Source organism: Ciceribacter sichuanensis (assembly GCF_024055605.1).
Classification (GTDB): Bacteria; Pseudomonadota; Alphaproteobacteria; order Rhizobiales; family Rhizobiaceae; genus Allorhizobium; species Allorhizobium sichuanense.
In genome coordinates, this window is sequence record NZ_JAMXLX010000002.1 from 165,027 (window position 1) to 186,010 (window position 20,984).

At 61.7% G+C, this 20,984-nt stretch carries 14 protein-coding genes; 6 read left to right on the forward strand and 8 right to left on the reverse strand.

Going from position 1 to position 20,984, the window contains the following annotated elements; translation table 11 throughout:
* Nucleotides 1-30: 30 nt before the first annotated feature.
* A complete protein-coding gene (locus tag NBH21_RS07210) occupies nucleotides 31-402 on the reverse strand; it encodes an Hpt domain-containing protein (RefSeq protein ID WP_250916141.1) in 372 nt (123 codons plus the stop codon).
* 482 nt (nucleotides 403-884) lie between these two features.
* Between NBH21_RS07210 and NBH21_RS07215 the strand changes: the two genes are divergently transcribed.
* Entirely contained in the window at nucleotides 885-6,941 is a 6,057-nt protein-coding gene (locus tag NBH21_RS07215; protein WP_250916140.1) for an apolipoprotein A-IV repeat region-like domain-containing protein, read from the forward strand.
* 295 nt (nucleotides 6,942-7,236) lie between these two features.
* On the opposite strand, the gene NBH21_RS07220 is transcribed toward NBH21_RS07215, so the two are convergent.
* The 6 genes from NBH21_RS07220 to NBH21_RS07245 form a co-directional block, all read right to left on the reverse strand.
* A complete protein-coding gene (locus NBH21_RS07220) occupies nucleotides 7,237-7,857 on the reverse strand; it encodes an ABC-type transport auxiliary lipoprotein family protein (protein WP_250916139.1) in 621 nt (206 codons plus the stop codon).
* A 32-nt stretch (nucleotides 7,858-7,889) separates the two neighbouring features.
* Nucleotides 7,890-9,260, reverse strand: coding sequence for an MlaD family protein (locus tag NBH21_RS07225; RefSeq protein ID WP_250916138.1), 1,371 nt, complete (start codon nucleotides 9,258-9,260; stop codon nucleotides 7,890-7,892).
* Between the two features lie 3 nt (nucleotides 9,261-9,263).
* Nucleotides 9,264-10,082 (reverse strand): ABC transporter ATP-binding protein, encoded by an 819-nt coding sequence (locus tag NBH21_RS07230; RefSeq protein WP_250916137.1) that lies wholly within the window; start codon nucleotides 10,080-10,082, stop codon nucleotides 9,264-9,266.
* A gap of 10 nt (nucleotides 10,083-10,092) precedes the next feature.
* On the reverse strand, nucleotides 10,093-11,241 hold the full coding sequence (locus NBH21_RS07235) for an ABC transporter permease (RefSeq protein WP_250916136.1): 1,149 nt from the start codon (nucleotides 11,239-11,241) through the stop codon (nucleotides 10,093-10,095).
* Between the two features lie 184 nt (nucleotides 11,242-11,425).
* Nucleotides 11,426-12,286, reverse strand: a complete 861-nt coding sequence (locus NBH21_RS07240; RefSeq protein ID WP_250916135.1) for a UDP-2,3-diacylglucosamine diphosphatase — start codon at nucleotides 12,284-12,286, stop codon at nucleotides 11,426-11,428.
* A 168-nt stretch (nucleotides 12,287-12,454) separates the two neighbouring features.
* The gene (locus tag NBH21_RS07245; protein ID WP_342452004.1) at nucleotides 12,455-13,168 is read right to left on the reverse strand and encodes a TetR/AcrR family transcriptional regulator; all 714 of its coding nucleotides are present in this window, start codon (nucleotides 13,166-13,168) and stop codon (nucleotides 12,455-12,457) included.
* A gap of 257 nt (nucleotides 13,169-13,425) precedes the next feature.
* Here NBH21_RS07245 and NBH21_RS07250 point away from each other — a divergent pair, with 257 nt between their 5' ends.
* The 5 genes from NBH21_RS07250 (at nucleotide 13,426) to NBH21_RS07270 (ending at nucleotide 19,028) form a co-directional block, all read left to right on the forward strand.
* A complete protein-coding gene (locus NBH21_RS07250; RefSeq protein ID WP_250916133.1) occupies nucleotides 13,426-13,578 on the forward strand; it encodes a lipoprotein in 153 nt (50 codons plus the stop codon).
* Between the two features lie 276 nt (nucleotides 13,579-13,854).
* Nucleotides 13,855-16,164, forward strand: coding sequence for an NADP-dependent malic enzyme (locus NBH21_RS07255; RefSeq protein ID WP_250916132.1), 2,310 nt, complete (start codon nucleotides 13,855-13,857; stop codon nucleotides 16,162-16,164).
* Between the two features lie 154 nt (nucleotides 16,165-16,318).
* Nucleotides 16,319-17,065 carry a helix-turn-helix transcriptional regulator gene (locus NBH21_RS26050; RefSeq protein ID WP_280924134.1) on the forward strand — a complete coding sequence of 249 codons (747 nt, stop codon included), beginning with the start codon at nucleotides 16,319-16,321 and terminating at the stop codon, nucleotides 17,063-17,065.
* A gap of 129 nt (nucleotides 17,066-17,194) precedes the next feature.
* Entirely contained in the window at nucleotides 17,195-17,836 is a 642-nt protein-coding gene (locus NBH21_RS07265; protein WP_280924135.1) for an acyl-homoserine-lactone synthase, read from the forward strand.
* Nucleotides 17,837-17,981: 145 nt separating this feature from the next.
* Nucleotides 17,982-19,028: a DUF2865 domain-containing protein gene (locus tag NBH21_RS07270; protein WP_250916131.1), complete on the forward strand. Its 1,047-nt coding sequence runs from the start codon at nucleotides 17,982-17,984 to the stop codon at nucleotides 19,026-19,028.
* 68 nt (nucleotides 19,029-19,096) lie between these two features.
* On the opposite strand, the gene NBH21_RS07275 is transcribed toward NBH21_RS07270, so the two are convergent.
* Complete coding sequence (locus NBH21_RS07275) at nucleotides 19,097-20,968, reverse strand: methyl-accepting chemotaxis protein (RefSeq protein ID WP_250916130.1); 1,872 nt, start codon at nucleotides 20,966-20,968, stop codon at nucleotides 19,097-19,099.
* Nucleotides 20,969-20,984 lie beyond the last annotated feature (16 nt).

Consider the following 20,984-nt stretch of genomic DNA (forward strand, 5'->3'; position numbering starts at 1 on the left):
AACGCATGGCGTCCGGCCACCGAAAAACGTTTAGCGGCAAAGCTTGCAGATGAAGTTTTCGGCTTCTACGACCGCAGCAGCGACGGCGGCGATGGCGGCCGGTTCGTTGCCGCGAGCCTCTACGACGGTCGCGGCGGCAGCGACCGAATGGGCGCCCACGGCGTTTGCCGCATTTTTCAATCGCCCAGCGATCGTCTCGCGGGTCTCGGTGCTCGCCGGATTGCCGAAGGCCTGAAGGCAGCCACGGGCCTGACGGGCGAACATCTGCAATACTTCCATTTCGAGCGCCTTGTCGCCCTTGGTCTGCTTGGCAAGGTGAACCAGGTCGATCGGACGATTTTGGGAGGGGCAACGCCCGCCGGAATTCTCGGGGGCTTCGAATGCGATATTCAGCGCCGCCATGGCCAGTTTTCCTTTTTTTATCGTTATTGGGTGCCATGATGTTTTTCACGACGGCGTGCCTATCCAGTTAAATTCGGGCCCATTTGCGGCGGAAACCTTACGACATGGTTAACAAGCATTAAACATTTGTCTCAAATGATGTTTCAGGCGCTAAATTAGTTTAAATGCTGTTAACAACCAACCCTGCCGATTGGGAATGGAGGGCCGCTTAATTGTAACGCATCGGCGAATGTGTCACTACGATACGCTCATATGGGTGAAGGGTGTAAACCTTTGCCCAATGGTCGGAAGATGATAAGGAATTATCCTTATGTGTGCTGAAAACAGGCACGGTCCGGCCCTTGTAATCCAAAGGGATTTCCTTCTGGCGTGGCGGCAGCGGGAAATTCATGTGTAAGGCGGTCGATGCCGCGCCCCTGTTGCAGGCGGCTGAGGGAGCAAGGCAGGAACCGGCCCAGTAGGCGGTAGCGAGGCGTAACCCTATGGCGAACAACAAGACGGTCGAGTCGATTGACGACAGCGCGTTTCAGGCTCTCGAAGCGGCCCTGAGGATCGACTTCGACGAAGAAGAGAAGCCCGCGTCGAAAACCCGACCGACGCCACACGCACCGGAGGCAAAAGTGTCCGAGTCCAATACCCCGCGCCCCGCTGCTGCACAAAAACAGGCGGAGCGACGGGCCGCGCGCGCCGGCGAGCTTGCTCCCGAACCGGCGCCCAAGGCTCCCTCTTTCGAACCGGCCAACGATGCTTCGCGCCGCAGTCCCGCAGCGATTATGAAGTCGCTGGAAGGCGCCTCGATGCGCTCGGCCATCCGCAACGCCGCGATTGTCTCGGCGCTGTGGGTTATCGCCGCGATCGGCCTTTCCCAGCTCCTCTACGGTAGCCAGATCTGGCAGGCGCCGACGATGGCCGACGTCGTGGCCATGCCGGGCGTCGTCGCAATCGTGATCGGCACGATCATCCCGGTCCTGCTCTTCTTCGCATTCGCCATCATGATGGCCCGCGCCCATGACCTGCGCAACGCCGCCCGCTCCATGGCGGAAGTGGCTCTGCGTCTTGCCGAGCCGGAAACCATCGCCTCCGAACGCATCATGACCGTCGGACAGGCCGTTCGCCGCGAAGTTTCCGCGATGAACGAAGGCATCGAGCGCACGATCGCCCGAGCGACCGAACTCGAAACCCTCGTCCACTCGGAAGTAAGCGCGCTGGAGCGCAGCTACACGGACAACGAACTGCGTGTCCGTGGCCTCGTCCATGAACTCGGCTCCGAACGCGATGCGATCGTCAACCACGCCGAACGCATTCGCACCTCCATCGTCGGCGCCCACGAGCAGTTGAAAGAAGAACTTTCGCTTGCGACGGAAGAAATCTCCGTGCGTCTGGCGACATCGGGCGAAGCATTTGCATCCCTGATCGACACCCGTGCCGCCGCCCTGATGGAGAAATCCGACCAGGCTGCCAGCGCCATCGGCACCCTGCTCGCCGTCAAGACGGAAAACCTTGTCCAGACCCTGAGCGCTTCAGGCATTTCGCTCGCAAGCGAATTCGACACGCGCCTCAACCAGCTCACCGGTACGCTGGCCGAACGCGGACGCGAACTGCTCGGAGAGTTTGAGACCCGCGCGTCCTCGCTCGACGCCAATACCGAAAAGCTGAATGCAGCGCTCAGCGAACGCGCACGCCAGCTCAACGAGACCCTGGTCGAAAGAACCCGCGAAATCGCCGAAAAGCTGACCACCGGCGAACAGGGCATCACCAATTCGCTGGGCGATGCACTCGCCAAGCTCAATGCCAGCCTCGACGAGAAGGGCCAGACCTTCCGCCAGAGCCTGCAGTCCAGTGTCGACGACGCGATCGTTGATCTCGACCTGCGTTCCGGCCTCTTCGAGGACCGTCTCGAGGCCACCATCGGTCAGGTCAACACGGCATTCGACGAGCGCGTAGCGGAATTCGCCAGCGCCTTCGACCAGCGCGCCGGTTCGCTCGACAGCAAGCTCATGGAGAGCCTCGCCCGCATCAACGAGACCGTCAGCGGCGGCTCCGAGGCAATCGACGGCATCCTCAGCTCCAGCATCGACCGACTGGGCTCGACGATCACCGACCAGTCCTTCGCGCTGGCGACCGCAGTTGGAACCGGGCAGGAACTCATCGACTCGGCGCTCGCCAACCGCGCGCAGGAAATCGCGGATGCCATGTCGGCCCGCGCCCAGGCGCTCACTGAAAGCCTTGAGAACGCCCAGCGCCGCATTGACGCCGTCATGGAAGAACGCGGTGGTGCACTCTACAACGCGCTCGCCGACAACCAGTCCCGCTTCGACGAGACCCTTGCGAGCCGCGCAGAGACGATCATCAACGCGCTGTCCGGCAACCACGATCGCTTCGCCGAAACGCTTGACACCAAGAGCCGTGAGATCGCGCAGACCCTGGCTGACGGTCAGGCCCGTCTGGACGAAACCTTCGACGGTCGCGCGGAGGCGATCGGCCTTGCACTTTCGCTCAACCACGACCAGCTCTCGGAAACGCTCGAAGCCCGCAGCCGCGAAATCGCCCAGACGCTCGCCGACGGTCAGGCTCGCCTCGACGAGACCTTCGACGGCCGCGCGGAAGCCATCGGTCTTGCGCTCTCGCTCAGTCACGACCAGATCGCAGAAACGCTCGAAACCCGTAGCCGCGAGATCGCCCAGACGCTCTCCGAAGGCCATGCACGTCTTGACGAAACCTTCGACGGTCGCGCGGAAGCCATCGGCCTTGCTCTCTCGCTCAACCACGACCAGATCGCAGAAACGCTTGAGACCCGAAGCCGCGAGATTGCACAGACGCTGGCCGAAGGCCATGCCCGCCTCGACGAAACCTTCGACGGCCGCGCGGAAGCCATCGGCCTTGCACTGTCACTCAATCACGACCAGATCGCAGAGACGCTCGAGACACGAAGCCGCGAGATCGTGCAGTCCATGTCCGAGGTTAAGGCAAGCCTTGACGAGACCCTGGACGCTCGCAGCCGCGAGATTGCCCGTACCCTTTCCGAGGGACAGGCACGTCTCGACGAAACGCTGGACGGTCGCGCCACCGCATTCGTGGAATCCATCAGCGGAACCGAGACCCGGCTCGCAGAAACGCTCGATCGTCGCACCAGTGCAATCGTCGAGACCGTTGCCGAAGCCGACCGGCGCCTCGAAGCCACCTTCGCCGACAAGGCGGAAACGATCCGCGCTGCCTATGGCGAGAGCCAGGAGCAGCTCGACATGGCATTGGCAGGCCATACGTCCTACCTCAGCTCCACGCTGGAGGAAGCGGGCAACCACATCGAAAAGGCACTGGGCGAAGGATCGGGCCGCATCGGTCAGGCCCTGAACACGGTGCTCACCGATATCGGTCAGACTCTCTCCTCGGGCATATCCGACATCGACGGCAAGCTCTCCGACACCCATGAGCGGATCCGCTCGACGCTGGACGACCGTAGTAACGCCATCAACCTGGCGCTGAACGACGCCCGCAGCCAGCTGGAAAGCACGCTCACCGAGCATGGCGCCTCCATGGGCGCATCGCTTGCCGCCAGCGCCGGCATGCTGGAAATGACGCTTGAACAGCGCGAGGAAGCCCTGCGCCGCACGATCGACGAGAGCGGCAATGCTCTCGACGAACGCCTGCGTGGCACCGCCCGGTCGCTGGTCGGCCAGATCGGCAACGTCGCCGGCGAGATCACCCGCACGGCGGAGGACTTCTCCAGCCGCGTCGAACAGTCGGTCGGTGGCATGAGCGCACGTCTCGACGAGACCAGCGCCCGGATCGAAACGAGCCTCGGCACGCTGGAAGACCGGATCCGCAACGGCCTGGACGGTGTCGACACCCGCGTCGCCGATGCCGGCGAGATCTTTGCCGCCAAGCTGGCCGAGAAGGTTTCCGATATCGAGAAGGTTGGGACCGAGGCCGCAGAACGCGTTTCGCGCATCCTTGAAGAGGGGACCAACCTCGTTGCGCAGACCTTCGAGGGCCGCACCGCCCAGATCGATGAACGCCTGTCCACCATGGACCGCGCCCTGAACATCGGTCTCGACAACGTCAACCGCACCATCGAAGGCAAGGCTGCCGGCCTCGCCACCACGCTGCGCGGCGCCGTTTCCGACGCCGCCCGCGAACTCGACGCCGAGGCACAACGTTCCGTCGACCTGCTCAACCAGAGCGGTCAGCAGTTTGCCGAGCGGATCGGCGAGCGCAGCGCCGAACTCAGCCGCGCCGTCGAGGAGCGGTCCGAGGATCTGGCAAACCGCATCGCCGAGACCCAGAGCCGCCTCGCCGGCCAGGCTGCTTCGGTCGCTCAGACCTTCTCCGAAGCCGGCGACATCATCGCCAACAAGGTTGCGGAAGCCGAGACCCTCGTGAGCAGCCAGATCCAGGCGCTTTCGGGCACCCTTTCGGAAGCCGGCAACACGCTGGAAACCCGGGCGGCAGCAATCCGCGAAGCGCTGGCCGGCAATACGGAGGAACTGGCGCAGACCATGAACACGGTCGACAAGGCACTGGAAGCCCGCGGCAATTCGATCCGCGCAGTCCTCGACGAACGCACCCGCGAACTCAATTCGATGCTCGCCGGCCGTTCCGCGGAACTGTCGCGCCTGATCGACGAGAAGGCGACACCGGTCATTGCGGAATATGCGGAAACCGGCCGCGCTGCAGCCGAGCGCATCACCGAGGCCGCCCGCCTCAGCGCCGAACGCCTGCGTTCCGAAAACCAGGCCGTTGTGGCCGCCATCAGCGAGCGCGCTGACAAGGCGGTCGAGGCTCTGGGCACTGCCGAGAGCAGCATTGCCGAAAGCGCGGGTCGCCTGATCCAGCGTCTTGGCGAAAGCAATACCGGCCTTGCCGGCATGATCGAGCAGGTTGCCACCAATATCGTCGCGGCAGACAGCCAACTCGGCCAGACGACGGAACGTTTCGCCGAGGCATCGTCCAAGGCTGCCGACCTCATCTCGACCTCCAGCCGACTGCTGGATGGCAAGCTCGAGCGCCTGTCCTCGATTTCCGACGACACGCTGTCTCAGGTCACCGCCATCGTCGGCCGCTTCAGCGATCACTCCAAGGTCCTCGGCCAGGCATCCGACCTCCTGTCGGCCGCCCAGTCCAACCTTGTCGGCACGCTTGAGGATCGCCAGCAGGCGCTGCGTGATCTGGCTGTCGGTCTGGTCAAGCGTTCCGAGGAGATCGAAACGACGATGCAGGGCCTGACCAACATGGTCGAATCCGCCTTCGAACGCGCCGAACAACGCTCGGGTCAGGTTGCAGGCAACCTGCGCCAGAGCATTCAGACGTCCTTTGCCGACATCGGCAAGATCCTCTCAGAAACCGAAAAGCAGGCCAACGCCACGGCCGGCAGCATGCGCAACGCGCTGCTTTCTGCTGGCGAAGAGGCCAACCAGTCGATCGAGAAAACCCTGTCGGAAGCCGAAAAGCGTTCTGCCGATCTTGCCGATCGTCTGCGTGGCGGCCTCACCGCTTCGCTCTCCGACGTGGACAAGCTGCTCGGCGAAGCCGGACGCAAGTCGGATGGCGCTGCAAACCACCTGCGCGAAGCCCTTCGCCAGTCGGTCGAGGAAGCCGTCAGCCGCTTTGCCGGCGCAACAGACGAGATCCGCCGCTCGGCCCAGGATATCCGCAAGGAACTCGACCTCACCCGCAGCGAGCTGAAGCGCGGTGCATTCGACCTGCCGGAAGAGGCCAAGGAAAGTGCCGCCGCCATGCGGCGTGCCGTTTCCGAACAGATCAAGGCGCTGCAGGATATCTCCCAGCTCGTCGGTCGCTCAACCCAGTCGCTGGAAATCTCCGAGCCGGTCGCACGTCGCCTCGCGGAAGCTCGCCCGGCCGAACAGCCGCGCCGGGCAGCCACACCGACCCCTGCCCCGCAGCCTGCGCCTGTTCCGGCACCCGCGCCGGTCCAAGCGCCAGTCCAGGCACGTGCCACCGAGCCACTCGGCCTGCGTGGCAGCCTGAACGCCACCCAGGCTCCGGTCCCCGCACCGGCTTCCGCTCCCGCAGCCCGTCAGGAAACCGGTGGCTGGATCAGCGACCTCCTGCGCGGCGCGTCGCGCGACGAAGAACATGGAATGGCGGCTCCCCAGCCTGCCCGTCCTGCCGCACCGGCTCGCCCAGTCGAACAGCCGCCTGTACAACAGCGGCAGGCCGACAACCGTAATCCGCGCCACATGGTCGAATCGCTGAACTCGCTCTCGGTCGATATCGCTCGCGCCATCGATCACGATGCCTCGGTCGAACTGTGGCGGCGCTACCAGCGCGGCGAGCGCGACGTCTTCACCCGCCGCCTCTACACGCTGAAAGGCCAGCAGACCTTCGACGAGATCAAGCGCAAGTACGACCGCGAGCCGGAATTCCGCACCGCTGTCGACCGCTACATCAACGACTTCGAAAAGCTGCTCGCCGATGTCGCCCGCACCGACCGCGACAAGAGCGTCACGCAGTCCTACCTGACCTCGGATACGGGCAAGGTCTATACCATGCTCGCCCACGCCGCCGGCCGCTTCAGCTGAGCCGCTGGCGCCAGCAGGCGAAGACAAGAACAAACCCCGGAGCAAACAGACTCCGGGGTTTTTATTTTGACCTGATATCGCTCAATGCCGGCGCGTGCGTCGGCCAGCACGACAGAGCTGTCAGAGCCAGAGTATATCGTACAGAACAGAGATATGGTTCGCTTTGCGTCAGACGAAACAGAGGCAAATTCCTGCCGTCAAACGTTTCCACGCGCAGCATTCAAAACCGCGCGGCCCAAAACCGTGGTCATTCATGAAATGGCCCCGCCGAAATCCGGCGAAGGCGTTTCGCCGATCAGAGCTGGGTCAGCGTCCAGGCAACGATTTCCGCGGTCACCTGACCGAAGGCGCGATCCATCGCGCGGATATAGACCTCATTCGTCGAGCCGCCGGTCGGCACCGATGCGCTGAACGCGCGCTGGGCCTTGATGGTGCCGTTGCGGTCGTTGAGCAGCTTGGCTGAAATCTCGACCACCGCGCGGCTGCTGCCACTGGCGTCGATCTCGAACGCACGGATGTCGGTAATCAGCTGGTAGTCGATGGCGAGCCCCTGCCCGGGCGTGCCGACGCCACCGAGCTTACCGGTGTTCTCGAAGGCTTCCACTAGCTTCGACTGCACCATGCGGCTCAGCTTGTCGCTCCACTGGGCATTCGACAGATAGCGTATTTCGGATCCCGAGACGCGGACCAGCACCTGTTCGCTGTCGACCGCCTTCAGGGCGGAGGGGTCGGCGACCAGCAGCTGCCTGTTTCGCGCCGACGCAGTCGTCTCGACTTTCGGCGAGGCCGACAGATCGAACGTGTCGTTCTTCGCGGCTGAACTGCAGGCGCTGAGCCCGCCCATCGCAATCGGCAGGACGATCGCCGCTACAAGAAGCCCGATCCGTCGACGCGCCAGCAAAACGCCTACCATCATGTCAGCCCTGTCCTTTTGGCCTTCGATCATCATTACCGCCGAGTCCGTCCGTCATATTGCTTGACGTTTTCACCGCCGAAAATCAACCGCTGCGGGTCGCGATCGAAGTTTGTGATCGCATCGTTGAGATCACGCATAGTCTGCCGCGTATCCGTAACGAGCGACTGTATATCCCTGAGACCGCCATTGGAGAAGCGGGCAAGGTTGTCGGCAATCGGAGTGATCCGCGCATTCAGGTTTTCGGCCATGATGCGAATGGATTCCAGCGTCTTGCGCGCCTCTGATGTCAGCGAACTCGTGTCGTCCGAACCGAGAATGCCATCGACCTTCTTAAGGATACCGTCGACCCGCTCGGAAGCGTTGTTCAGCTTGTTGGCGAGCTGGGTGAAATCGGTGATCGCCTGATCTATGTCCTGGCGCCGGTTGGTCACGCTCTGGCTGAGATCCTTGAAGCCGGAAATGGCAGTGCGCGCGTCCGCAGCCGCCACGGAAACGTCATCCACGACCCTGCCCACCTTCTGGCTGTCAACCGCATCGACGAGCGTGTTGATTTTCGTCAGCGTCTGGTCCGCATGCACGCCGAACTGTTGGAAGGTCGACGCGGTCTCCTTGAAGCCATCGATCGCCGGCGCAATCTTCTTGGATGCCTCGGCGAAATTGGCGGTCGCTTCCTGCGTGTTTGTCAGGATCTTGTCGATCTTTTCCGAATTGAGCGACCTGAACAGGTCCTCGGCCGCGGAAAGCGTCGAATCAAGCCGCCCCGAAAGACCGGATACCGAGGTGGAAAGCGCGCTGACGCTCTCCAGGAACTTGTCGATACCATCGGCATTGTCGGCAAGCGCCTTGGAGAAGGTCTCCGCATTCTTCACCGTATTGGTGAGCGGCGCTCGCGAATCCTCGATGAAACCCTGCAATTCGCCGATAGCGCCATTTGCCCGCTGCAGGATCTTGTCCGCAGTCGCAAGCAAGTTGGTCACGCTCGACTGGTCGGCAATGAGGACAGCCGGTTCGCCGGTCGCGATTGCCTTCTCCAGAATATTCTCACCGCCAGCGTTACCGCCGGAAAGCTCGATATAGGCGGCGCCGGTCAACCCCTGGATTTCAAGCACGGCCTTGGTGGAACTGGAAACAGGCGCATCGGCCCGCACCTCGGTGAAGGCGACGGAGAATTGCGGGTCATCCTTGTCGATGTAGAGATTGCGCACAGAGCCGACCGCGATACCGTTGAACCGTACGGGCGAGCCGATACTCAAACCATTTGCCGAGCCGGGAATGCGGATGGCGAGCGGCGCAACCGGACCGCCGCGGCCATATTCCGCCATCCAGTAGACGAAACCGAACGCCGCCGCGATGACGAGCACCGTGAAAAAGCCGACGATGGCATAATTGGCTCTGGTTTCCATAGGTCAGTCACTCACCGGATTTTGAGCCGGGGCTGCCGGCCTCTCAATGGAACGGGCGCGCTTGCCCCTGAAATACGACCTCACCCATGCATCGTCGCAGGCGAGCATATCGTCTAAGCTTCCCTCAACCAAGACCCGCTTCTGTCCCAGCACGGCGATGCGGTCGCACACGGAAAACAGGCTGTCGAGATCGTGGGTCACCATGTAGACGGTAAGGCCGAGCGTATCGCGCAGCCGCGCGATCAGTTCGTCAAACTCGGCGGCGCCGATCGGATCGAGACCCGATGTCGGTTCGTCGAGGAAAAGAAGGTCCGGGTCGAGCGCAAGCGCACGTGCGAGCGCCGCTCGCTTGATCATGCCGCCGGAAAGTTCGGATGGATACTTGTCAGCCGCATCCGGATCGAGGCCTACCAACTCGATCTTCAGATAGGCGAGCTCATCCATTAGCCATTTCGGCAGATCGAGATATTCGCGCATCGGCAGCTGGATGTTTTCCTTGACCGTCAAGGCGGAAAAGAGCGCGCCGTGCTGGAAAAGCACACCAAGACGCGTATCGAGCGTCACGCGCTCGGCTTCCGACACCTTGTCGTAATCCGCCCCGAGGATCTCGATCGTGCCGGAACGCCGCGGCAGAAGCCGTAGCACCGTGCGCATCAGCACGGATTTACCAGCGCCTGAGGCTCCGACGAAACCGAGGATCTCGCCCCGGTAAATATCGAGATTGAGCCGGTCGAGAACGACCTTCTCGCCGAAGGCGACCGTCAGGTCACGCACGGAAAGGACCGCTTCGCGTTTCTGTGTGTCGGGGAGATTATCTGCCATCATCCCCTCCTCAGAAATCGATCGCTGCGTAGAACATGGCGAAAAGCCCGTCCACAAGGATAACGACGAAAATCGATTTCACCACCGCGGCCGTGACGTGTTGCCCGAGTGATTCGGCACTGCCCCCGACCTTCATGCCTTCGACCGCCGAGACGATGCCGATGATGAGCGCCATGAACGGCGCCTTGATCATGCCCGACGCGATGGTCGAATAATCGATCGAATCATGCAGCCGTGTGGTGAAGACATCGAAGGTGATGTCGGAATAAGCCCAGGCAACGACGGCCGCGCCATAGAGTGCTGCGAAGTTGGCGACGATGGTCAGAAGCGGCAGCGCGATCGTCAGCGCCACGAGGCGCGGAAACACCAGCACGCCGATCGGATTGAGACCGATGACCTTCAGCGCATCGATTTCCTCGCGCATCTTCATCGAGCCGATTTCGGCGGTGATGGCGCTGCCGGAACGTCCGGCGATCATGATGGCCGTCAGCAGCACGCCGATTTCGCGCAATTGCAGGATGCCGACCAGATCGACGACAAAGACTTCCGCCCCGAAATAGCGGAGCTGGAATGCGCCCTGCTGGGCGATGATCGCGCCGATCAGGAAAGACATGAGCACGATGATCGGAACGGCCCGCACGCCCATGTGATCCAGCTGGTTGACCACGGAGGCAGGAGAAACGCCGCTACCGCGGCCAAGCTTGGTCTGCGCTCCGCGCACCGCCGAGCCCAGCACGAACATCATGGCGACGAAATCCTGCCAGAGATCGACCACCGTCTCGCCAATGGGGCCGAAGATACGCTGGAAGAGCGGGCTCTTGACGTCGTTCTGGCTCGGCTCGTTCACCTTCTCCGGCATGGCGGCAATGAGTTCCCGCATGGCATCGCTGCCACCGGTCAAGGCGACGGAAACGCCTTCCGCGTGCTGCTTGGCGACGAACCGCCGGATGAGCCAGGCGCCTGCAGTATCCATTGCGGCAACCTGCGACAGGTCGATTTCAACGATACTCTTCTCGCCATCGGCCAGACGGCCCGCGTTATGCAACATCGCGCCGAGGCTGTTGTTGCGCCATATGCCGCGCAGCTCAAGCCGCCGCCCTGCCCGGTCGGGCAGGGCATGAATCTCGATAGACGCGTTTTCTGGATGAACCGGCTTCACTATCCCGACGACTTCTACGCTTTGGCCATGCGCACTCGCCGGTGAAGGCCGCCTGCGCGAAACTTGGATTCCGCGCAGTATAGCCAGACCGCCCAAGGATGAAATCCTTAACCGGCGTTAAAGATTCCAAAAGCCGGCAAAGCCACAACAAAAACCGATAATTCGCGCGATTGGGCTGGCGGCCTCACGCCGCGCGAATGTCCTCGTCAGATTCCTGCTTGATCGAAGCAAGCGCAAGCGGCACCGGAACCATGGCGAGTTGCTTAGCAGGCTTGGCCGCACCCACGAGATGGCCCCAGTTGATCAGCTCGAATCGGCCATCGGGATGTTCGGCAATCGCCGTACAGCTTTCCACCCAGTCACCCGTGTTGACATAATGGATACCGTCGATGTCTTCCATCACGGCATGGTGGATGTGACCACAGATCACGCCATCGACCTCGTTGCGCCGCGCCTCGTCGGCAACGACCCGCTGGAATTCACCGATGAAGTTGACGGCCTGCTTCACCTGCTGCTTGGCCCAGGAGGAGAACGACCAGTAAGGCATCCCCAGCCGACGCCGAAATCCGGCAAGCAGGAAGTTGATCGCGATCGCTGTGTCATAGGCCCAGTCGCCGAGATAGGCGAGCAGCCGCGCATTGCGCACCACGACGTCGAATTCGTCCCCGTGCAGGACCAGATACTTCTTGCCGTCGGCGGTCTCGTGAATCATGCGTTCGGCAACTTCGATGCCGCCGAAATGGGTACCCGGAAAGCCACGCAGGAATTCGTCATGATTGCCGGGAATGTAGACGATACGGGTACCTTTGCGCGCCTTGCGCAAGAGCTTCTGTACGACGTCGTTGCAATCCTGCGGCCAGTACCAGCTTCGCTTCAGCCGCCAGCCATCGACGATATCGCCGACGAGGAAAATCGTGTCGGCCTCATGGGTCCGCAGGAAATCGAGAAGAAAATCGGTCTTCGCCGCCTTTGAACCCAGATGCACATCGGAAATGAAAAGGGTTCTGAAATGCCGCGTATCCGTCTGCCCACTCACGGTCGCCATCCTCTTGATCTCGCCTCATGAAACCATGACTGGCTCAAACCAGACTCGTGTTTCAGGAAGATGACACACTGGGGATATGCCGTTGCAGGCGAGAAAATCCGGGCAAAAACATGCGGCAGCGGTCGTTGACGGCACAACAGGCGACGGAACCCGACACTGTCGGGCGGTTCAGGCGAGTTCCGGCAGCCGGTGCCGTGAGAGAAGCCCGGCCTCCTCCCGCTCCACCCCTAGCGACACAAGAACAAGCTCGGCAACCTCGCTGCCAGCGTCCCGCCAGGTCTTATAGCCTTCCTGCACCAGCATCATGCCGGAAAGCGTAGCGCCGCCGATGATCGCGAGCGCCGAATTGGCCTGCTCATGCTGGATCGCGTAACGACCGTTTTCTATCCCGAGCCTGAGATCCTCGCCGGAGGTTCCTGCGAGCAACCCTTGAAGCGTGCGGTTGCTGAAACCGAAATGCACCATGAAGCGGCCCCATTGGGGCTCCTCATGCGACCTGCGGATGAAGAGCCGTATACCACAGGCCAGCCGTAACGGCGGATCGCTGATCGCCTCCAGATTGCCTCGCACCTTGAGCAGCATCTCGCTTGCCAGATCGCCCGCAATATCCTCAAACAGCCTGCCCGGGTCCGGTATGGCGTTATAGATGGTTCCGCGCGCGACACCTGCTTCCTCGGCAAGATCACTGATCGTCACTCGATCAGAACCTTTACGGGAAAAAAGCCGCATGGCGGCATCGTAGATACGGCATTTTACATTTGGCACGTGAAGACAACCTCCGTGGTCCATCGGCCGGCCCAAAGGCGTCCGACATTCACTCCCCTGGTCAGCCCCACCTGAAGCATCCTGATTCCGATTGTGAGAAATGACCGGTAAACACATGAATCCGGACGAAGTTCCCTATTCCTCGCGTGAACACGGCCCATCGGAAACGGCAACTCGAATATCAGATTCCCACCGTTGGACGCCAGATCATTCACCTCGAAACGTCCAGCTCCACTCGCTTGCGACAAACAGACGCAATTGTTGACTTTTGAACACATGTGTTCAATATAAACCAAAATTGACTTTCTCATCAACATCTCATCCACGGGCCATGAGAAACCATCCTCCCGGAAGGCCCGACAAGGAGAAAATCCGTGAAGAAACTCATCGTCGCATTGGGCCTTGTCCTTACACTCGCCGCCTGCGCACAGACCACCAGTGAACCCACCGGCAGCACCCCGGCCGCCAAGTCGAAATACGGCATCGGCCCCACTTCGCTGCCGCCGGTCATCACGCCTTCTGTCTGAGGTCAGCTTCAGGGATCATCGTTTTTCGCCTGTGCCGCCGCCCTCTCTCCCCGCGCAGGGCTACATGCGACGGGACCTGCACCGCTCAGGCGCTTGGACAGGGCCGAAGCAGGTACGGCGAAACGCAGCAATGGCCGGATAGGGTCCGCCACCCGGCCATCGCCCCTTCACCGCCCGTAAAGTGGTTGCGATCAGAACCGAATGGGACTTCCCCCCGGGGCCAATTGGTGTATTCAGGGATCTCGATAACCTGAAACGACGATGCCGATGGACCCGATGAACGCTCCCGAAAAAAACAAGCCGCAGCCGACGACCGCGGTCGCGGACCTCGATGAACAGGCCCTGTTTTATCACCGCTATCCCCGTCCCGGAAAGCTTGAGATCCAGGCAACCAAGCCGCTGGGCAACCAGCGCGACCTGGCGCTCGCCTATTCTCCGGGTGTTGCCGCTCCCTGCCTCGCGATCCGCGACGAACCGGAAACCGCCGCCGATTACACGGCCCGCGGCAATCTCGTAGCCGTCATCTCCAACGGCACGGCCGTGCTCGGCCTTGGCAATATCGGACCTCTGGCCTCCAAGCCGGTCATGGAAGGCAAGGCGGTTCTGTTCAAGAAGTTTGCCGGTATCGACGTCTTCGACATCGAGATCGACGCTGCCGGCGTCGACGCGATGGTATCCACCGTCTCCGCGCTGGAACCCACCTTCGGCGGCATCAACCTTGAGGACATCAAGGCGCCGGAATGCTTCGAGGTGGAGGCTCAGCTCCGCGAGAAGATGAACATCCCGGTCTTCCATGACGACCAGCACGGCACGGCAATCATCGTCGCCGCCGCCATCCTCAACGGACTGGAACTTGCCGGCAAGAAGATCGAGGACGTGAAGATCGTCGCCTCGGGCGCCGGTGCCGCAGCACTCGCATGCCTCAACCTGCTGGTCACGCTCGGCGCACGCCGCGAGAACATCTGGGTCCACGACGTCGAAGGCCTCGTCTATGTCGGCCGCGAGGTGCTGATGGACCGCTGGAAGTCGGTCTACGCGCAGGAAACCGACAAGCGCGTTCTGGCTGAATCCATCGAGGGCGCGGACGTCTTCCTCGGTCTTTCCGCCGCGGGTGTCCTGAAGCCGGACCTGCTGACGAAGATGGCAGAGAAGCCGCTGATCATGGCGCTCGCCAATCCGACGCCGGAAATCATGCCGGATCTCGCCCGCGAAGCCCGCCCGGACGCAATGATCTGCACGGGTCGTTCCGACTTCCCGAACCAGGTCAACAACGTCCTCTGCTTCCCCTACATCTTCCGCGGGGCGCTCGATTGCGGCGCGACAACCATCAACGAAGAGATGAAGATGGCCGCCGTGCGCGCCATCGCGGCACTTGCCCGCGAGGAAGTCTCGGAAGTCGCCGCCCGCGCCTATACGGGCGAAACCCCGACCTTCGGGCCGAACTACCTGATCCCCTCGCCGTTCGATCCTCGCCTGATCCTGCGCATTGCGCCAGCCGTCGCGCGCGCCGCCGCCGAAAGCGGCGTGGCCAAGCGCCCGATCACCGACTTCGACAGCTATCTCGACCTGCTGAACCGCTTCGTCTTCCGCTCGGGCTTCGTGATGAAGCCGATCTTCGCGGCGGCGAAAAAGGCGCAGAAGCGGGTCATCTTCGCGGAAGGTGAAGACGAACGCGTGCTGCGCGCAGCCCAGGTCCTGCTCGAGGAAGGTACCGGACAGCCTATCCTGATCGGCCGTCCCCAGATCATCGAAGCCCGCCTCAACCGTTTCGGACTGCGCATCCGCCCGGGCGTCGATTTCAGCCTCGTCAATCCCGAAGACGATCCGCGCTACCGTGAATATGTCGATGACTATTTCGCCCTTGTCGGCCGCGAAGGCATCAACCCGGAAGCCGCGCGCACCATCGTGCGTACCAACAACACCGTGATCGGGGCGCTCGCCGTCAAGCGCGGCGAAGCCGATGCGCTGATCTGCGGTGTGGAAGGCCGCTACGATCGCCATCTGCGCGATGTCCACCAGATCATCGGCAAGAAGCCCGGCGTTTGCGCCTTCTCGGGCCTCAGCCTGCTGATCTCGCAGCGCGGCGCGATCTTCTTCACCGATACCTTCGTGACCTACAATCCTTCCGCAGCCGAGATCGCCGAAATGACGATCCTCGCCGCACAGGAGATCCGTCGCTTCGGCATCACTCCGCGGGCGGCACTGGTCACGCACTCCAACTTCGGTTCGCGCGATTCCGAGAGCTCCCGCAAGATGCGCGAGGCGCTGAAACTCATCCGCGAACAGGCGCCGGAACTCGAAGTCGATGGCGAAATGCAGGGCGGTTCCGCCCTTTCGGAAAGCCTGCGCAAGCGGGCCATGCCGCATAGCACGCTGACGGGCGAAGCCAATCTTCTGGTCTTCCCCAATCTCGATGCCGCCAACATTTCGCTCGGCATCGTTCGCACCATGATGGACGCGCTGCATGTCGGCCCTATCCTGCTCGGAACGGCGCTTCCGGCACACGTCCTCTCGACGTCGGTCACCTCTCGCGGCGTGGTCAACATGGCGGCTCTCGCCGTTGTCGAGGCATCCCAGCCCGACTGATGTAAGCCGTTGAATCATTGGAAAAGAATTTCCCCGCCACCGATTGGCGGGGATAATGCGCCGACGTCCCGCGCCCGATATATGCCCTAAAATTTGGCTGGACAACCGCTTGCCCTCCGCCCAATCTTGACCCATGTAATTTCAGGGTTTCAGTATGACGTACCAGGGCGGATATTTCGACCTGCTGGACTGGCTTGAAAGCGAAAAGGGCGTTCGACCGCAACAGTTTTTCAGAAGGATGCAAAAGGCCTTTGGCCTTGCCAATCTGCTCTACGCCGAAGCCACCGTAACCCCCGCAGGCGTCAGATTGCACCGGCTGCACCACACCTTCACGCCGGTCCTGGTGCGTGCGGTCAGGGCTCTTCCCGACCATGTCACCCGCCCATCGATGCGGGCAGCCTTCAATGCGATCGGCGTGCTCGACTGGTCATGGTTCGCCGACCGCACCATCGAGGCGCAAACGCTGCATCAGCTTTCCGAGGATCTCCCGATCGCTCTCCATGGCGTCATCTATCCGCTGCCAGCGCGCGAAGGTCGCTCGGCCCTGATGGCGATCAACTCCAGCCTGCCGTCCGCGGACTGGGAGCACTACCGGCGCCAGAACGACCCTTATCTGCACGATCTCGCTGCACGATTTCATGCCGCCATCGTCACCGGTCGAACACCCCGCTCGATGTCCAGGCGGGGAAGATCCGAACTGACTGCCCGCGAACGGGAAGCGCTCACTTGGGCGGCGGCCGGCAAAAGCTATTGGGAGACATCCGTGATCCTCGGCATATCGGAACGCACCGTGCGCTTCTTCATGTCCAATGCCAGACGCAAGCTGAACGTCGCCACCAACACGCAGGCAGTCGCGGAGGCCGTCTGGCGTGGCCTGATCACTACCACCGGCGACGAATGATCTCGAAGCCGGATCAGGCGGGCCGGAATAATAATCAAAAATTGTATAGTTATACACTGTCACTACCGACAGTTTAAATTCCTACACAGTTCGGCATTTTTTCCTCTCCAACCACGGAAGGAAATCGCCATGATCAGGATCATTACCGCCGCGAACCGCGAAAGCCATTCTGCCGAGATCGCCGAGATGCACACCCTTCGCAAGAAGGTCTTCCACGATCTGTTGAAGTGGGACGTCTCCGTGAAGGGCGACTGGGAGATCGACCACTACGACGCCGCCAACCCGGTCTATGTCCTCTCCTATTCACCGGAGGGCCGCCTGCGCGGCTCGCTGCGGCTGCTGCCGACGCTCGGACCCAATATGCTGGACGATACCTTTCCCATCCTGCTGGGCGACGAACCGGAAATCCGCAGCGCCTCTGTCTGGGAGTCCAGCCGTTTCTGCATAGAACCGGAGATTTCCCAGGACCGCGCCTCCAACCAGGTAACGGTGGCCGCCGCAGAACTGATGTGCGGTGTGGGAGAACTTTGCCTCGCCTCCGATATCTCGCATATCGTCACGGTGACCGACGTCTTCCTCGAACGCATGTTCCGACGCATGGGATGCCCCGGCGAACGCATCGGGGAGCCCCGCAAGATCGGCTCGGTCTTCGCAGTTGCAGTCGGCTGGGAAATCGACACCGAAATGCTTGCCGGCATGAAGGCCATCGCCGCCATCGAAGGCCGTGTCCTGGAGGATGCTTCCGCGCTCGGCCGTGCTCGCGCCGCCTGACGCATTCCCGTTGCGCCGATACAAGGCCCGTTAACACAAATAAGTGTTCCCGGTTGGCACTTCGTCACTCGCTAATTATGGTGAGATTACATATAGGCTCATCGAATGTGAGCCAGAGTGGCACGAAGCGGACCGGGGACACGATTTGCAGCGCGGCAAGAAAATATTTCTGCTGGCATTCGCCGCCGCGCTGGCGTGTCAGCCTATTGCCGCCCACGCCTCGGCTTTATGCGGACAACTGCGTGATGGGCTGACGAACAGCAGCCAGATCATTGGGAACAGCAGCGAATTCCGCCGTTATTCCAGTGCCATAGCCCGCCAGAACATCGAGATTCGCAAGACACGTCAGGATATCCGTCGCCTGCATTGCGACACCTCCGCCATCGTGGTCATCCGCGCCGACGGCGGCAACGATTGTTCGGATCTTTCTTCCGCCCTGACCAGAATGGAGGAGAACAGGCGCGACCTCACCGCCCGGCTGGAAGCACTGCGCAACAGCGGCCCGGACGAGGCGACCAAGGCGCGCATTCTCGCCGCCCTTGACGCAAACGGCTGCAACAACGAACCGCCCGGTAACGCTGAAGCCGCCGGGCAGCAGCTTTCCACCCCCCAGGAGGAAACTGATAGCCGCATGACCGCCGCACTGGAAGGCACCACGGCCTACGGCAATCTCCGCACGCTTTGCGTCCGTACCTGCGATGGGGGCTTCTTCCCGATCTCGTCCAACACATCGCCAATGAACTTCCGGCGAGATGCCGATACCTGCCAGCAGATGTGCCCGGGGGTCGAGACGGAACTCTACTACCACTCGATGACATCAGGCGAGAGCGCCGATATGGTCTCGACCCAGACCGGCCGCCCCTATCGCGAGCTTCCGACCGCCTTTTCCTACCTGAACCGGCCGACCGGCGAGAAATCCGCCTGCGAATGCGATCTCGGCGCCTATTACTCGAAGATTCGAGAAAACAGCGCGACGCTGAATGTTCCAGACGACAAGTCTGCCGTCATCGATATGAATCCGAAGGTGCCCGCCACCGCGCCAGCCCAGCCGGTTTCGTCGCCCCCCGTCGAGCGACCCTACAACCCAGAGGACAGCAAGATCCGGCGTGTAGGACCGGCCTTCCTGGCTCCCGACCTCGGCAATCTCGACCTCAGGCATCCGGCAGCACCCGGACCGCAGCCTCTCCAGTAACGAACGGAATACAAAAACCACCGGTTACACGGTAACCGGTGGTTTTGTTTTTTCACGTTGAACCGCACTCAGGCGGCGCGGGAAACCACGCCTCGAACGGACTGTTCCAACAGTCGGAACTGATTGACCTGACCGGCCAAGTCTTCCGCCTCCTGCGCCAGCTTATGCGCGGCAGCGCTCGTTTCCTCAACCATGGCCGCATTCTGCTGGGTCACCTGATCCATCTGCGTGATTGCCGCGTTGATTTCTGACAGACCCGTCGACTGTTCATGCGCACCGGTAACGATGGCCCTTATATCGCCATTGATTTCCATGACATTCGCCTGGATCAGGCTCAGAATGTCACCGGACTGATTCACCAGTGAAACGCCACTGCTGACCGCTTCGTTCGATTTCTGGATAAGGGCAGCGATTTCCTTTGCCGCGTTGGCCGAACGCTGGGCAAGTTCGCGGACTTCCTGAGCGACGACGGCAAAGCCCTTGCCCGCCTCGCCGGCGCGGGCAGCCTCGACGCCGGCATTCAAGGCCAGCAGGTTGGTCTGGAAAGCGATCTCGTCGATGACGCCGATGATCTTGCCGATCTGGGAAGAACTCTGCTCGATATTGCCCATCGCCTCGATCGCGCTGTGGACGATCTGGTCGGACTGTTCGGCACGACGGTTCGCCTCGCCTACCTTCCGGCTTGCGCTATCGGCGATGGCGGCAGCATTCTTCACGGTAATGGTGATCTGGTTCAAGGCGGCAGCGGTCTGCTCGAGAGCGGCGGCCTGCTGCTCGGTGCGCCGGGCGAGATCGTCCGAAGCGGAACGCATTTCCGACGAACTGGAGCGGATCTCGTGCGAAATGCCGGTAATGCCGGCCATCGCGGCCTGCAGCTTGCGGGCGGACTGGTTGAAGTTATCGCGCAGCCGATCATATTCACCATCGAGATGCGTATCGATACGCGCCGTCAGGTCCCCATGGGCGAGACTATCCAGCGCTCCGGCCAGCGCATCCACGGCCGCCTTCGTGCGTTCAAGCTCGGCCATGCGTTCAGCCTCATTCATCGACTGCAACTGCTGCACTCGGTCACGATTACGCTGTTCCTCCAGCTGAGCATTCCGGCGCGCGATCAGGTTTTCCCGGAAGTTCTGGAAAGAGCGGGCGAGATCGCCGATTTCATCGACCCGCTCGGCGCCAGCCAATTCGACATCGCTGTTTCCGTCTGCAAGCGCATTCATTGCCGCCGTCACGCGATTGAGCGGAGCGAGCAGGCGACGGGAAACGAAGAAGGCCAGCAAGGCGCCGCACCCGATCATCACGACCCCGAGTGCGGCAAGCGTCAGCGCCATGGCTTCCGCTTTCGTGTGCGTCGCCGCGATGTCTGCGTCGGCCTTTGCATCCTCACGGGCAACGATCGCACCGACAATCGAACTCGTGGCTTCTATTTCCTTCTGAAGGGCATCGGAGAAGCCGTCAAAACTGCCCATAAGCTTGTTGCCCTCGGCAGGACCCGCGGCAATGTAGGCATTGGCCATGGCAATTCCGCCCTGGTGGAACTCTTCGTAACGCTTGGTCAGCTGAGCGATGGCCGGAGCCAGTTCGGGAGCCGACAGACTGCCCGCCAGCACCTCGATCCGTTCCGCCTTCTGGTGAAGTCGCACGGATTCCTCCTCCGCGAGCTGGAAACCGTCATCGAGACCATCGAGAGCCTGTGTGGCGGAAATATCTGTCAAGGCTTCCTGCGTGCCCACGATCGCGAGTTCCACCTCCTTCTGCAGCGAAATGAGCTCGCGCAGCTGAAGATCGACCTTCCGTTCGTTGTCGTAGAGACTGATGAGAGAGTTAAGCTGCTGTTGTCCCGCAATATCGGAAATGGCGAGGACCGCCGAACTCACCAACACGAGTCCGGCAATGGCGGCGGGTACCGCCCTGCCGAGGCGAATGCGCAAAAAATACATGACGTCTCCAGAAGAG